Source organism: Kitasatospora sp. NPDC053308, assembly GCF_055585785.1.
Window position 1 is genome coordinate 233,073 of sequence record NZ_JBVJJY010000006.1, and the last position, 14,150, is coordinate 247,222.

General features: G+C 73.3%; 12 protein-coding genes. 9 read left to right on the top strand and 3 right to left on the bottom strand.

Going from position 1 to position 14,150, the window contains the following annotated elements; translation table 11 throughout:
- Positions 1–59 precede the first annotated feature (59 nt).
- From ACZ6Y7_RS16500 to ACZ6Y7_RS16525, 6 genes are all read left to right on the top strand, one after another.
- Entirely contained in the window at positions 60–2,618 is a 2,559-nt protein-coding gene (locus ACZ6Y7_RS16500; protein WP_465758788.1) for an ATP-dependent Clp protease ATP-binding subunit, read from the top strand.
- A gap of 357 nt (positions 2,619–2,975) precedes the next feature.
- Complete coding sequence (locus ACZ6Y7_RS16505; RefSeq protein WP_465758789.1) at positions 2,976–4,103, top strand: sensor histidine kinase; 1,128 nt, start codon at positions 2,976–2,978, stop codon at positions 4,101–4,103.
- A complete protein-coding gene (locus ACZ6Y7_RS16510; RefSeq protein ID WP_465758567.1) occupies positions 4,100–4,777 on the top strand; it encodes a response regulator in 678 nt (225 codons plus the stop codon). Before ACZ6Y7_RS16505 ends, ACZ6Y7_RS16510 begins: the two co-directional genes overlap by 4 nt.
- 430 nt (positions 4,778–5,207) lie before the next feature.
- Positions 5,208–5,426, top strand: coding sequence for an SHOCT domain-containing protein (locus ACZ6Y7_RS16515; protein ID WP_465758568.1), 219 nt, complete (start codon positions 5,208–5,210; stop codon positions 5,424–5,426).
- Positions 5,423–6,178: an ABC transporter ATP-binding protein gene (locus ACZ6Y7_RS16520; protein WP_465758569.1), complete on the top strand. Its 756-nt coding sequence runs from the start codon at positions 5,423–5,425 to the stop codon at positions 6,176–6,178. Before ACZ6Y7_RS16515 ends, ACZ6Y7_RS16520 begins: the two co-directional genes overlap by 4 nt.
- Positions 6,175–8,748 carry an FtsX-like permease family protein gene (locus ACZ6Y7_RS16525; RefSeq protein WP_465758570.1) on the top strand — a complete coding sequence of 858 codons (2,574 nt, stop codon included), beginning with the start codon at positions 6,175–6,177 and terminating at the stop codon, positions 8,746–8,748. Before ACZ6Y7_RS16520 ends, ACZ6Y7_RS16525 begins: the two co-directional genes overlap by 4 nt.
- A gap of 166 nt (positions 8,749–8,914) precedes the next feature.
- Here the strand turns inward: ACZ6Y7_RS16525 and ACZ6Y7_RS16530 are convergent, their stop codons facing one another.
- The 3 genes from ACZ6Y7_RS16530 to ACZ6Y7_RS16540 all read right to left on the bottom strand — a co-directional run bounded on the left by ACZ6Y7_RS16530 (position 8,915) and on the right by ACZ6Y7_RS16540 (position 10,535).
- Positions 8,915–9,799, bottom strand: a complete 885-nt coding sequence (locus ACZ6Y7_RS16530) for a metallophosphoesterase family protein (protein WP_465758571.1) — start codon at positions 9,797–9,799, stop codon at positions 8,915–8,917.
- Positions 9,800–9,962: 163 nt separating this feature from the next.
- Complete coding sequence (locus ACZ6Y7_RS16535; protein ID WP_465758572.1) at positions 9,963–10,271, bottom strand: DUF4190 domain-containing protein; 309 nt, start codon at positions 10,269–10,271, stop codon at positions 9,963–9,965.
- 108 nt (positions 10,272–10,379) lie between these two features.
- Positions 10,380–10,535 (bottom strand): hypothetical protein, encoded by a 156-nt coding sequence (locus ACZ6Y7_RS16540; RefSeq protein ID WP_465758573.1) that lies wholly within the window; start codon positions 10,533–10,535, stop codon positions 10,380–10,382.
- A 119-nt stretch (positions 10,536–10,654) separates the two neighbouring features.
- On the opposite strand from ACZ6Y7_RS16540, the gene ACZ6Y7_RS16545 reads away from it, so the two are divergent.
- The 3 genes from ACZ6Y7_RS16545 (at position 10,655) to ACZ6Y7_RS16555 (ending at position 14,086) form a co-directional block, all read left to right on the top strand.
- The gene (locus ACZ6Y7_RS16545; RefSeq protein ID WP_465758574.1) at positions 10,655–11,284 is read left to right on the top strand and encodes a TetR family transcriptional regulator; all 630 of its coding nucleotides are present in this window, start codon (positions 10,655–10,657) and stop codon (positions 11,282–11,284) included.
- A 132-nt stretch (positions 11,285–11,416) separates the two neighbouring features.
- Entirely contained in the window at positions 11,417–12,304 is an 888-nt protein-coding gene (locus tag ACZ6Y7_RS16550; RefSeq protein WP_465758575.1) for a S1 family peptidase, read from the top strand.
- A 279-nt stretch (positions 12,305–12,583) separates the two neighbouring features.
- On the top strand, positions 12,584–14,086 hold the full coding sequence (locus ACZ6Y7_RS16555) for a S28 family serine protease (RefSeq protein ID WP_465758576.1): 1,503 nt from the start codon (positions 12,584–12,586) through the stop codon (positions 14,084–14,086).
- Positions 14,087–14,150 lie beyond the last annotated feature (64 nt).

The window sequence follows — 14,150 nt, forward strand, 5'->3', positions numbered from 1 at the left end:
TGGTGCGGCCTGTGTTTGTGTGGCTGCAAACCGCTTGGGAGAGGTGAACCGCCGTGACCATGCCCCCGTTCGGATCGAGCGATCCGTTCTCCGATCTGCTCAGCCGGTTCTTCGGAATGAGCCCGATGGCCTCTCCTCCCGCCGTTCAGCGGGTGCCGATCGGGCGGTTGCTCAGCGAGTCCTCGCAGGAGCTGCTCGCGCTGGCGGCGCGGCGCGCGTCCGAGGACGGATCCAGCGACCTCGACACCGCCCACCTGGCTTGGGCGGCCACCCGGGTGGAGCCGTCACGGCGGATGCTGGAGCGGGCGGGGATCGATCCGGACCGGCTGTCCGGAGACCTGGAGCAGGCCCTGCCGTCCGGCAGTCCCGACGCGGTGGACGGCCAGCCGGCGCTGACCCCCTCGGCCAAGCGCGCCCTGCTCGCCGCGCACGCCCGCTCGCAGGAGGCCGGCGCCTCGTACATCGGCCCGGAGCACATCCTCGGCGCGTTGCTGGACCAGGAGCGTTCGGGCGGGGCGGTGGCGATGCGCAACGCGGCGCCCTCGCAGGAGGCGTTGAAGTCGGTGCTGGAGGGGCGTGGCACGGGCGGCGAGCGCGGCGGCGCGGGCGGGCACCCGAGCGAGACGCCGACCTTGGACGAATACGGGCGCGACCTCACCGAGGAGGCGCGTTCGGGCCGGCTGGACCCGGTGGTCGGGCGGGCCGAGGAGATCGAGCAGACCGTCGAGATCCTCTCCCGCAGGACCAAGAACAACCCGGTGCTGATCGGTGAGCCGGGCGTCGGCAAGACCGCGATCGTCGAGGGCCTGGCGCAGCGGATCGTCTCCGGGGACGTGCCGCAGAGCCTCAAGGACAAGCGGGTGGTCGCCCTCGACCTGACCGCACTGGTGGCCGGCTCCAAGTACCGGGGCGAGTTCGAGGAGCGGCTGAAGAGCGTGATCGACGAGGTCACGGCGGCCGAGAAGAGCGTGATCCTCTTCCTGGACGAGCTGCACACCGTGGTCGGCGCGGGCGGTGGCGGCGAGGGGTCGATGGACGCCGGCAACATCCTCAAGCCGGCGCTGGCGCGCGGTGAGTTGAGCGTGGTGGGCGCGACGACGCTGGACGAGTACCGCCGGCACGTGGAGAAGGACGCCGCGCTGGAGCGCCGCTTCCAGCCGGTGCTGGTGCCCGAGCCGAGCGTCGCGGAGACCGTCGAGATCCTGCAGGGCCTGCGGGACGCCTACGAGGCGCACCACCAGGTGCGGTTCACCGACGAGGCGCTGGACGCGGCGGCGGCGCTCTCGGACCGCTACGTCAGCGACCGCTTCCTGCCGGACAAGGCGATCGACCTGTTGGACCAGGCCGGCGCGCGGGTGCGGCTGCGCAGCCTGAGCGGCTCCACCGAGGCGACCGGGGTGCAGGACCGGATCACCAAGCTGAAGCGGGAGCTGGAGGAGGCCGTCGCGGACGAGGAGTTCGTCCGGGCCGCCAACCTGAAGACCGAGCTGCGGCGGACCGAGGACGAGCTGGCGGCGATCGCCGAGTCCCGCGAGGAGGTCGTCGAGGTGACGGCCGACGACATCGCGCAGGTGCTGTCCTCCCGCACCGGGATCCCGGTCGCGGAACTGAACGCGACCGAGAAGGAACGGCTGCTCAAGCTGGAGGACCACCTGCACGAGAAGGTGATCGGCCAGGACGAGGCGGTCACCGCCGTCGCCCAGGCGGTGCGCCGCGGCCGGGCCGGGATGGGCGATCCGGAGCGGCCGACCGGCTCGTTCCTCTTCCTCGGGCCGACCGGCGTCGGCAAGACCGAGCTGGCGAAGGCCCTGGCGGCGCTGCTGTTCGGCGACCCGGACCGGATGATCCGCTTCGACATGAGCGAGTTCCAGGAGAGGCACACCGTCTCCCGGCTGGTCGGCTCCCCGCCCGGGTACGTCGGCTACGACGAGGCCGGGCAGCTGACCGAGGCGGTGCGCCGCAAGCCGTACAGCGTGCTGCTCTTCGACGAGGTGGAGAAGGCGCACCCGGACGTCTTCAACCTGCTGCTCCAGGTGCTGGACGACGGGCGGCTCACCGACTCCCAGGGGCGTACGGTCGACTTCCGCAACACCGTGGTGATCATGACCAGCAACATCGGCTCGCAGCGGATCCTGGACCGCGCGGGGAGCATGGACGCCCGGAGCGGGGTTCCCGACCAGGCCCTGCGGGACGAGCTGATGCGCGACCTGCGGCAGCAGTTCCGGCCGGAGTTCCTCAACCGGATCGACGAGGTGATCGTCTTCCACGGGCTCACCCGGAAGGACCTGCTGTCGGTGGTGGACCTGCTGCTGGAGCGCAGTCGGCGTCGGCTGCGGGCGCAGGACGTCCGGCTGGAGGTCACCGAGGCGGCCAAGGAGTACCTGGTCAACCGCGGCTACCAGCCGGAGTTCGGGGCCCGGCCGTTGCGCCGGACGATCCAGTCCGAGTTGGACAACCGGATCTCCAACCTGCTGCTGGACGGGTCCGTACGGGAGGGGGACACGCTGATCGCGGACGTCAGCGACGGCGAGCTGGTGGTGACGCTGGCGCGGCCGGAGGCCTCGGCGACCTTCGAGGAGGCGGAGGAGAAGGCGCGGGACGCCGCTGCGGGGAGTTGACGGGAGTGGGGCCCGGGGCGGGGCGGGCGTGCTCCGGTCGGTCTCGGGCGTCCCTCGGGTGGGGCGTCCTTGGGGCCGGGGCGGCCTAGTTCGGGTCGGGGCGGGCGTACTCCAGCGGGAGTACGCCCGAACGCCACTGGTGGAGGACGCGCCGGGGCGGAACGCGGGTCTAGCGTTTCGGGCATGATGCCGCCCATGTCCCCGTCACCGGAGCCGTCGGAACCGTCGGAGCCGTCGGAGCCGTCGGTGCGGCCTGGCCCGTCGGTGCGGCCCGGCCCGTCGGCGCGGCGCGAGCCGTCCGAGCCGCCCGAGCCGCCCGAGCCGTGGCGCCCGCCGTGGGTGGGGGCCGGCTTGCCGGTGGGGCTGGCGGCGGCCGTCGCGGTCGTCCAGGTGGTCGGCTCGACCTTCGCCGCGCACACCCAGCCGGGGCGGGCCCCGCTGGACGCCTTCGGCTACGTGCTGCTGCTGCTCGGGCCGGCCCTGCTGGTGCTGCGCAGGCGCCGGCCGATCGCGGTGGTGGCCGGCACCTCGCTGGCGACCGCGGCCTACCTGGCCGCCGGGTACCCGTACGGGCCGGTGTTCCTGAGCTGGCTGATCGCCTGCGGCGTGGCGATCGGCTCCGGGCACCGGCGGGCGGCCTGGGCCGGTCTGGCCGGGGTGTACCTGGTGCACGTGCTGGTGACCTTCGTGCTGCCGGAGAGCTGGCAGCGGGCGCCCTCGCGCGGCGTCGCCTGGCAGGCGGAACTCGGGCTGCTGGCCTGGCTGGCGCTGGTCATGGCCGGTGCCGAGATCGTCCGCTTCCGGCGCGAGCGGATGGCCGCCCACCGGGCCTACCGGCAGCAGCTGGAGGAGCGCCGGGCCAACGAGGAACGGCTCAAGATGGCCCGGGAGTTGCACGACATCCTGGCGCACAGCCTGTCGCTGATCAACATCCAGGCGGGGGTGGCGCTGGCCCTGCTCGACCGGAGGCCGGAGGAGGCCCGCACCGCGCTGGTCACCATCAAGTCGACCAGCAAGGAGGCGCTCGGCGAGGTCCGCCAGGTGCTGGCGACGCTGCGCGGACCCGGGGCGGCCCCGCGCGGGCCTGCCCCCGGGCTGGACCGGCTGGACGAACTCACCGAGCAGGCCGACCGGGTGGGGCTGGAGGTCGAGGTGCTGGAGCGCGGCGAGCGCCGCGCGCTGCCCACCACCGTCGACCTCACCGCCTTCCGGATCGTCCAGGAGGCGCTCACCAACGTCGTCCGGCACTCGGTGGCCCGGCAGGCGGTCGTGGTGCTGGACTGGACGGACCCGGCCCTGCTGGTGGTCCGGGTCGAGGACCCGGGGCCGGCCGTGCTCGGGGACGCGGGCGGTTCGGGCAGCGGGCTGGTCGGGATGCGGGAGCGGGCGGCCGCGTCCGGTGGCACCATCACGGCGGGGCCGGTGCCCGGCGGCGGCTTCCGGGTCCGGGCGGAGCTGCCGACGGCGAAGGCGGGGAGCGAGTGATCCGGGTACTGCTGGCGGATGACCAACTGCTGGTCAGGGCGGGCTTCCGGGCCCTGCTGGACCTGCAGGACGACCTCACGGTGGTCGGCGAGGCGGACGACGGGGAGGCGGCGCTGCAGCTCGCCCGCGAACTCGTGCCGGACGTCGTGCTGATGGACATCCGGATGCCGCGGATGGACGGCCTGGAGGCGACCAGGAGGATCGCCCAGGACCCCGCGCTGTCCTCCGTACGGGTGGTCGTGCTGACCACCTTCGAGCTGGACGAGTACGTCTTCGAGGCGCTGCGCTCGGGGGCGTCGGGCTTCCTGGTCAAGGACACCGAACCGGCCGACCTGCTGCGGGCCGTCCGGGTCGCGGTCGCCGGGGACGCGCTGCTCTCGCCGGGGGTGACCAGACGGCTGATCGGCGAGTTCGCCGCCCGTTCCAAGGCGCCCGAGGCGGCGTCGGAGGGGCTCCCGGACATCTCGGTGCTGACCGAGCGGGAGCGCGAGGTGCTGGCGCTGGTCGGGATGGGGCTGACGAACGAGGAGATCGCCCGGCGGCTGGTGGTCAGCCCGCTGACGGCGAAGACGCACGTCAGCCGGGCGATGGTGAAGCTCGGCGCGCGGGACCGGGCGCAACTGGTGGTGCTGGCCTACGAGTCGGGGCTGGTGCGGCCGGGCTGGCTGGGCTGAGGGAGGGCGGGGTCCGGGCCGTGTTGGCCGGCTCGCGTCGGTGGGTACCTGCTGCCGTGCTGTCCGGCTCGCGCTGCCCGGTGCGTGCTGCCCGGCTCGCGTCGGCCGACTCGTGTTGCCCGCTTCGGGGGACCGGGCCCGGGTGCGGCTGCTTCCGGCCGTGGGGCGTCTGTCTCCGGTCCGGAGGTGGGTGCCTACTTCCGGCCCGGCGTGTCGCGGGCCGCCCGTACTCTCCCGGGAGTACCCCAACTGCCGCTGCTGGGAGGACGCGTGATGAGACCTCTCGGCGGGACGCTCTGGTCACCTCGGGAACCACCCGGGGTCTGGAGGCCCACCGCCGAGGAGATGACCCACCATTTACACGCAGCTGGCCGACTGGCACGGCCCCGGGCCGTGGATCCTGCTGGTCCCCCTGATCTGGATCACCGTGGTGTTCCTGGTGATCCTGGCCCTGCGCCGGACGGTCTGGCGCCGCCGCGGCTGCGGCTTCGGGTACGGCTACGGGGCCGGATCCGCCGCGGAGCACCCGCTGGCCGTCCTGGGCCGCCGCTACGCGGAGGGCGACATCGACGCCGAGGAGTACCGCGCCAAGCGGGCCGTGCTCAGCGAGCCGCACCGGGACGACGCCCGGGGAGGTGGCGCCGCGTGACCACCCTCGACGTCGTGCGCGGCACCGCCGCGCGGGTCGCCGACGCCGTGAAGGTCCACGGCGTCGGCCGCACCGAGGTCCGGGCGCTGGACCACGTCACGGTGGAGTTCCCCGCCGGGCGGTTCACCGCGATCATGGGGCCCTCCGGCTCGGGCAAGTCCACCCTGATGCACTGCGCCGCGGGGCTGGACACGCTCACCGCGGGCCGCGCCTGGATCGGCGACACCGAGCTCGGTCCGCTGAGCGATCGGAGGCTCACCCTGCTGCGCCGGGAGCGGGTCGGCTTCGTGTTCCAGGCGTTCAACCTGGTGCCCACGCTCACCGTCCGGGAGAACATCACCCTTCCGCTCGACCTGGCCGGAGCCGTCCCCGACCAGGCCTGGCTGGAGACGCTGATCGACGTCGTCGGCCTCGGCGACCGGCTGGGGCACCGCCCGAGCGAGCTCTCCGGCGGCCAGCAGCAGCGGGTCGCCGTCGCCCGGGCGCTGGCCGGCCGGCCCCAGGTGGTCTTCGCCGACGAGCCCACCGGCAACCTCGACTCCCGCAGCGGTGGCGAGGTACTGGGCCTGCTGCGCCGCTCGGTGGACGAGATGGGGCAGGCGGTGGTCATGGTCACCCATGACCCGACGGCCGCCGGCTGGGCCGACGAGGTGCTCTTCCTCGCCGACGGCCGGCTGGTCGACCGGATGGACCGGCCCGGCCCCGGGCTGGTGCTGGACCGGATGAAGGCCTTCGAACGGGGGCGGTCATGACGTCCGCCACCCTCCGGCTCAGCCTGCGCTCGCTGCGCGCCCACAAGCGCCGGCTGGCCGGGACCTTGCTGTCCATCCTGCTCGGGGTGAGCTTCCTGACCGGCACGATGGTGCTCGGCGACACCCTGCGGGCCAACTTCGACACCCTGTTCGCCGACGCCAACGCGGGCACCGACGTGGTGGTCCGCAGCGCCGACGTGCTGGACTCCCCGGGCACCGCCGGCGGGGTGCGGGCGCCGGTGGAGGCGGCGCTCGCCGACCGCTTGCGCGCGATCCCCGGAGTTGCGGCCGCGGAGCCGTCCGTCCAGGGCGCGGGCCAACTCATCGGCGGCGACGGCAAACCGATCGGCGGTCAGGGGCCGCCCACCCTGGCGGGCAACTGGCTCGCAGACGGCCGGCTCAACCCGTACCGGCTGGCCGAGGGCCGGGCGCCGGCCGCCCCGGGCGAGGTGGTGGTGAACCGGGGCGCGGCGAAGGCGGGCGGGCTGCACCTCGGCTCGACCACGGTGCTGCGCACCCCCGATCCGGTGCCGGTCACCGTGGTCGGCATCGCCACCTTCGGGGCGAGCGCGGACGGCATGGGGCCGAGCACCTTCACCGCGATGACCTTCGCGGACGCCGAGCGCCACCTCACGCCCAAGGGCGAGGGGCAGGCCAGTTCGATCCAGGTCCGGGCGACGGCCGGGGTCTCCCAGCGGGAGCTGGTGGACCGGATCGCGCCGCAGCTGCCGGGCGGCGTCCAGGCGATCACCGGGACGGCGGCCACCCAGGAGTCCACCCAGCTGCTGTCCGGGCGGTTCCTCACCATGTTCACCACGCTGCTCCTGGTCTTCGCCGGGATCGCGCTGCTGGTGGCGACGTTCACCATCCACAACACCTTCGCCATCGTGGTCGCCCAGCGCAGCCGGGAGAACGCGCTGCTGCGGGCGCTCGGCGCGGTGCGCGGGCAGGTGCTGGGGGCGACACTGGCCGAGGCGCTCGCGGTGGGCCTGATCGCCTCACTCGGCGGGCTGCTCGGCGGGATCGGGGTGGCCGCCGGGCTCAAGGCGCTGTTCTCGGTGCTCGGCTTCGCCCTGCCGACCGGCGGCATGGTGATCAGCGCGGCCGCCGTCCTGCTGCCGCTGTCGGTCGGGACGCTGGTCGCGGTCGGCTCGGCGCTGCTGCCGGCCGTCCGCGCCGGGCGGACGGCGCCGCTGGCGGCCCTGCGGGAGACCGCCGTCGACCTGGCGGCGCGGGGGCGTGCGGGCACCGTCCGGGTGGCGCTCGGCGGACTGCTGCTGGCCGGGGGCGTCCCGGTGGCCGTCCTCGGCGCGACCGTCGGCCCGTCCGTCCTGCTCACGGCGGTGGGGGCGCTGGCGGTGCTCGCCGGCACGGTGGTGCTCGGGCCGGTCGCCGCCGTCTTCGCGGTGCGGACGCTCGGTGCGCCGCTGCCCACGCTGCGCGGGGTCTCCGGGGTGCTGGCCCGGCGCAACGCGGCCCGCAACCCGCGCCGGACGGCGGCCACGGCGAGCGCGCTGATGATCGGGGTCGCCGTGGTCACCCTGTTCACCGTCTTCGGCGCGTCGATCAAGGCCACCCTGGACGACACCGTGAGCACGTCCTTCGCGGGCGATCTCGCCGTCACCACCGCCTCGTTCGGGGCCGGTGGCAGCGGGATCAGCCCCAAGGTGGCGGACGCCCTGGCCGGCCTGCCCGAGGTGCGGCAGACCGTCGGACTCGGCCGGGGCGTCGCCCGGATCGACGGACACGGGCGGACGCTGGACGTCACCGACCCGGCCCGGCTGCCCGGGATCGTCGACCTCGGCCGGATCGACGGGAGGCTGGACGCGCTCGGCACGGACGGACTGGCGGTCTCCCGCAGCGAGGCGCAGCAGCACGGCTGGCGGCTCGGACAGACCGTCACCGTGGCCTTCACGGACGGGGCGAGCGGTCCGTTCACCATCCGCGCGCTCTACGGGGGCGGTGGGCTGGCGGGGGACTACCTGATGACCAGGCAGGCCTGGGCGCCGCACCGGGGGCAGGACGCCGACACCATGGTCGCGGTCGGGCTGCGCGTCGGTGTCTCACCGGCCGCGGGCAAGGCGGCGGTGGAGAAGGCGCTGGTCCCGTTCGGGAGCCCCCAGGTCCAGGACCGCGCCGAGTACTCGAAGAGCGCCGCCTCCGGCGTCGACATGATGCTCTCGGAGGTCTACGCGCTGCTGGCACTGGCGGTGCTGATCGCACTGCTGGGCATCGCCAACACGCTGACGCTGGCCGTCCACGAGCGGACCAGGGAACTGGGGCTGCTCCGGGCCGTCGGCCAGACCAGGGCTCAGCTGCGCGGCATGGTCCGCTGGGAGTCGGTGCTGGTCGCGGCGTTCGGGACGGTCGGCGGGCTGGGTCTCGGGGCCTTCCTCGGCTGGGCCCTGGTGCGGGCCTCGGACAGCGCCGGGACGGGATCGTTCGCGATACCGCCCGTGCAGCTGGCCGTGGTCCTGGCGGCCGGACTGCTGGCGGGCGCGGTGGCCGGCCTGCGCCCGGCGGGGCGGGCGGCGCGGCTGGACGTGCTGCGGGCGATCGCGGCGGAGTAGCGGCCAGACCAGGCCAGACCACGTCACGCCCGGCCATGCCGTGCCAGACCACGTCACGCCCGGGTCGGGTGGGCGCAGGTGGGCCCAGGTGGGCCCGGGTCGGGTCGGCAGGTCAGCAGTCAGCGGGGAAGGAGGGAGGACGACCAGGCGGAGAAGGAGAAGGGAGTCAGTTCGCGGCCTGCGGGAACACCTCGCGCAGCAGTGGGTTCGGCAAGCCGCGCTTGCGCCACTCGCGCGGGTAGCCCAGCGAGACCTCCTCGAAGGGCACGCCGTCGTAGCGGGTGCGGCGCGGGATGTGCAGGTGGCCGTAGATCATCGCCGCGGTGTTGTAGCGGCGGTGCCAGTCGGCGGTCAACTCGGTGCCGCACCACTGGGCGAACTCGGGGTACCAGAGGACCTCGGTGGGGTGGCGGACCAGCGGGTAGTGGTTGACGAAGACCAGCGGGACGTCCGGGTCACAGGCCGCCAGCCGCTCCTCGGTCAGCCGGACGCGCTCGCGGCACCAGGAGTCGCGGTCCGGGAACGGGTCGGGGTGGAGCATCCGCTCGTCCGCGCAGACGATGCCGCTCTCGTAGGCGACCGCCAGGGACTCCTCCTTGGTGGTCGTACCGGGCGCACGGAAGGAGTAGTCGTAGAGGAGGAAGAGCGGGACGATGCGGACCGGGCCGTCCGGGCCCTCCCAGACCGGGTAGGGGTCCTCGGGCGTCAGGACGCCGAGTTCGCGGCACCGTTCGACCAGGTGCTCGTAGCGGGCCACGCCGCGCAGCTGGAGCGGGTCCTCGGGGTGCGTCCAGAGCTCGTGGTTGCCGGGCACCCACACCACGCGGGCGAAGCGCTCGGCGAGCAGGCCCAGGGCCCACTCGATGCTGGTGGCGTGCTCGGCGACGTCACCGGCGACGAGCAGCCAGTCGTCGGGGTGGGTGGGCTGGATCTTCTCCACCAGGTCGCGGTTCTCCTGGTAGGAGATGTGCAGATCGCTCACGGCGAGCAGCCGGCCACCGGTCGGGGCGGGCCGCGCCGGCCGTGCGTCGCTGCGGTTGTCCGTAGTCACTCCTGCCCCCTGGGGTCGCCCGGCCGATGGGGCCACCCTACGTGGCGGGCCGTGGCAGCGGGGCGGGTTGACGGGATCAGGCGTTCGACGTTCGAGGGGGTGGGGGCGGCCGAAGGCGGTCGGGAGGCGGACCCTGCGTGCCCGGTCGAGGACCGGGTGCGGCTCAGGACCGGAAGTCCATCAGCACGCCGTGCGAGGTGGCGGTGGTGACGGCGAGGATCACCAGCGAGGTGACGCCGAGCACCAGACCGAGGGCGGCGCGGCCGCGGCGGCTGGTGCCGCGGACGAGGGCGAGGGTGGCGAGGGTGATGGCGATCGGGCCCAGGACGATGTTGAAGAGCAGCAGGCCCGGGAGGCCGAGCAGGAAGGAGGCGATGGCCAGGTTGTCGGCCTCGGCGGTCTCGCGGCGGGCGGCGCCCTGACGGGTGCTCCCCTGACCGGCGGTGCCCTGATGGGTGGTGACGGTGCTCATGGCTGTACGAGTCCTCTCGGTGAGTGGACGCGGGTGCGGTCCGCGGAGTTCGAGGGTCGGCGGAGTGCGCAGCTCGGGCGGAGTGTGCGGCCGGACGGAGTGTGCGGCTCAGCGGCGGCGCAGGCGGGCGATGCCCTCGCGGGCGCCGAAGGCGAGCAGCCAGGCGGTGATGGCGGCGGAGGCGGCGAGGAAGACCGGGAACGAGGTGTGGGCGGCGGTACCGATCAGGACGGCCATGGCGACGAGGGCGGAGAACAGGATCACGACTGACTCCTTCGACTGCGGCTGTGGGTGCGCCGATTTCGGTTGACAACTGTTCACTGACTTCGACAGCACTCTACTCGGGCTGGCCAAGTTCGGCAAACGAATGTTTACTGAATGGCGTGAGTCACACCGTAGGGGCCAGACAGGCCCAGAAGCAGCAGAGTCGGCGGGCGTTGCTGGACGCGGGTCTGCACCTGCTGGCCGATCAGAACCTGGCGAGCCTGGGGGTTCGCGAGGTCACCCGCGAGGCCGGGCTCTCTCCGGCCGCGTTCTACCGACACTTCCCGGACCTGGCCGGTCTCGGTGTCGCGCTGGTGGAGGAGTCGCTGGCCAGCCTGCACGTGATGATCCGTTCCGTGCTCACCGAGGCCGGCGGTGCGGAGGAGCTGATCGACCGCGCGGTGGACGTGATCGAGCGGCACGTCCGCGAGCACCGGCCGCACGTCCGCTTCCTGGCCCGCGAGCGGCACGGCGGGGTCCGGCGGGTGCGCGAGGCGATCGACGCCGAGCTCGACCGTTTCGCCGCCGAGGTGGGTGCCGCGCTCGCCCTGCAGCCGGTGTCGGACGGGTGGAGCGAACGGGACCTGCGGATGCTCGCCGAGTTGTACGTCGACCACATGGTGTCGACGGCCTCCGCCTTCCTGGAGGCGCTGGAGACCGACCCGGCCCGGGAGCAGCGGATCGCCGCCACGGCGCGGCTGCAGTTGCGTCTGATCAGCCTGGGGCGGAGGCACTGGCAAGGGAGTTGACCGCGCGCCGGGGCGCCGTGGGGGTGGTAACCGGCCAATGCGATCGCGAGGCTCCCTCGGCCCTGCGGTGACTCTTGACAGTGGGTCATGTCCGCGACAGCTTTGGTGGACCCCCACATCGAGAGGTCTCTCATGAAGAAGCCGCTCATAGGAATGCTCGCCACGCTCCTGGCCGCCGGGGCCACCACCCTCGCCGGCGCGTCCCCGGTCCAGGCCGCCCCCACGGCCGCCCCCACGGCCGCGATCCAGACCGCGACCCCGGCCACCACCGGCGGCACCGTCCAAGCCGCCGTCACCCTCGCCGGAGCGGTCGCGCTCAGCAACTGCTCCGGCTCGCTGGTGCGGATGCCCGGCTCCGCCGCGAGCGACCCGGCGCTGGTCCTCTCCAACGGCCACTGCCTGGAGAGTGGCATGCCGGGCCCCGGCCAGGTGGTCCTGAACCAGCCGTCCAGCAGGACGTTCACCCTGCTCAGCGCCACCGGCGGCCGTCTCGCCACACTGCGCGCGACCAAGGTGGTCTACGGCGCGATGACCGACACCGACGTGTCGATCTACCAGCTGAACACCAGCTACTCCTCGATCCAGTCCCGGTACGGGATCGCCCCGTTGACCGTGGCCGCCACCCACCCCGTCCAGGGCACCTCGATCCGGGTCGTCTCCGGGTACTGGAAGAAGATCTACTCCTGCTCGGTCGACGGCTTCGCCTACCGCCTGAAGGAAGCCGACTGGACCTTCAAGGACTCGGTCCGCTACACGTCGGCCTGTGACGTGATCGGCGGCACCTCCGGCTCCCCGGTGGTCGACGCCTCGTCCGGCCAGGTGGTCGCCGTCAACAACACGACCAATGAGAACGGCGAGCGCTGCACCCTGGACAACCCCTGCGAGGTCGACCAGAACGGCGTCGTGACGGTGCGCCAGGGCATCGGCTACGCGCAGGAGACGTACGGGATCCCGGCCTGCTTCGCCGCCGGAAACCGGTTCGACCTCACCCTCCCCGGCTGCGTCCTGCCGCGCCCGTAGGCACCCCCGAGCCGGCCACCACACCCCGCGCCGCCACCGCACTCCGAGCCACTGCAACCCGGCCGACCACCGCACCCCGGCCGACACACCGCACTCCGAGCCACCACCGCACCCCACAGGACCGCGCGAACCCCGATGACCAGCACCTTGACCCCGATGGGCCATCCGCCGACGGCGGATGGCCCATTCGGCCGTCCGCCGGGCGGCCGTGGCATCACCCGCACCGCAGAGTTGTGCCCACGAGGCGGCAGTCATGTCCGTTGACCAGATGGAGAGTTGATGACCACCACGCTGAGAAGGCTGCTGGTTTCCACCCTGCTGATACCGCTGCTCGCGTTCGGCGGCCTGGCCGCCCCGGCGCTGGCCGCCGACGGCCGGGGCGCCGGCGTGGCGGGGGAGGCCGGGGCGGCCCACGGCCGGAGCCCCGCCGACGACCCGAACGCCGACATCAAGACCCGGCTGGCGGCGATCCCCGGGGTGACCATCACCGAGGAGAAGCCGACCGACGCCGACCACCGCTACTTCCTCGCCACCTACACCCAGCCGATCGACCACTTCCGCCCGTGGCTGGGCACTTTCCAGCAGCGTTTCAGCGTGCTGCACCGCGGCTACGACCGCCCGACGGTCTTCTACACCAACGGCTATACCCTGGGCACCAACCCGTCCCGCACCGAGCCGACCCGGCTGGTGGACGGCAACCAGGTGTCCATCGAGTACCGCTACTTCACCCCCTCGCGGCCCGAACCGGCCGACTGGTCCAAGGCCGGCATCCGCCAGCAGGCCGCCGACTCGCACAAGCTGGTGACCGCGCTGAAGCGGATCTACCAGCAGGAGTGGCTGTCCACCGGTGCCAGCAAGGGCGGCATGTCCTCGACCTACTACCGCCGCTTCTACCCGGACGACGTGGCCGGCACGATCGCGTACGTCGCGCCGAACAACACCGACGTCACCGACTACGCGGCGTACACCCGGTTCTTCCAGACCGTCGGCACCGCCGAGTGCCGGGACCGGCTGAACGCCGCCCAGCGCGAGCTGCTGGTGCGGCGGGACCGCCTGGAGGCCCGCTACGTCGCGGACAACAAGGCGGCCGGGTCCACCTTCACCACCCTGGGCACCCCGGACCGGGCGTACGAGGCGGGCGTGCTGGACGTGGTCTGGGCCTTCTGGCAGTACAGCCTGGAGTCGGACTGCGCCAAGGTCCCGGTGGCCGCCACCGCGACCGACGACGAACTCTACGCCTGGTTCGACGCGCAGTCGGGCATCACCGGCAACAGCGACCAGTCTCTGGCGAAGTACACCGCGTACTACTACCAGGCCGCCACCGAGCTGGGCGCGCCGTTCTTCGACGTCTCGCACCTGAAGGACCTGCTGCACTACGACTACCTGGAGCTCTACGCGCCCCGCAGCTACGTGCCGAAGGAGATCCCCACCGTCTTCAACCCGTACGCGATGCCCGACATCGACCGCTGGGTGAAGCGCGAGGGCGAGCGGATCATGTACGTCTACGGCGGCAACGATCCGTGGGGTGCCAAGCCGTTCCGGCTCGGCCGGGGCAGTGAGGACAGCTACGTCTACACCGTGCCCGGCGGCAACCACGGCTCCAACATCGGCAAGCTGCCCGCCGCGCAGTCGGCGGAGGCCACCGCCAAGGTGCTGGAGTGGGCCGGTCTGGGCGACCAGGCCGCTGCCCGTTCGCTGGCCGAGTCGCCGCGGGCGACCCCCGCCTTCGGCCCGCTGGACGTGGAGGGCCAGCGGCTGGAGCAGGAGCGCCGGCCGCTCTGAGCCCGTCGCGCCGCCCGGTCGGACCGGGCCCCGTGAACAGGAGGCCGCCCCGCTGCCCGGGGCG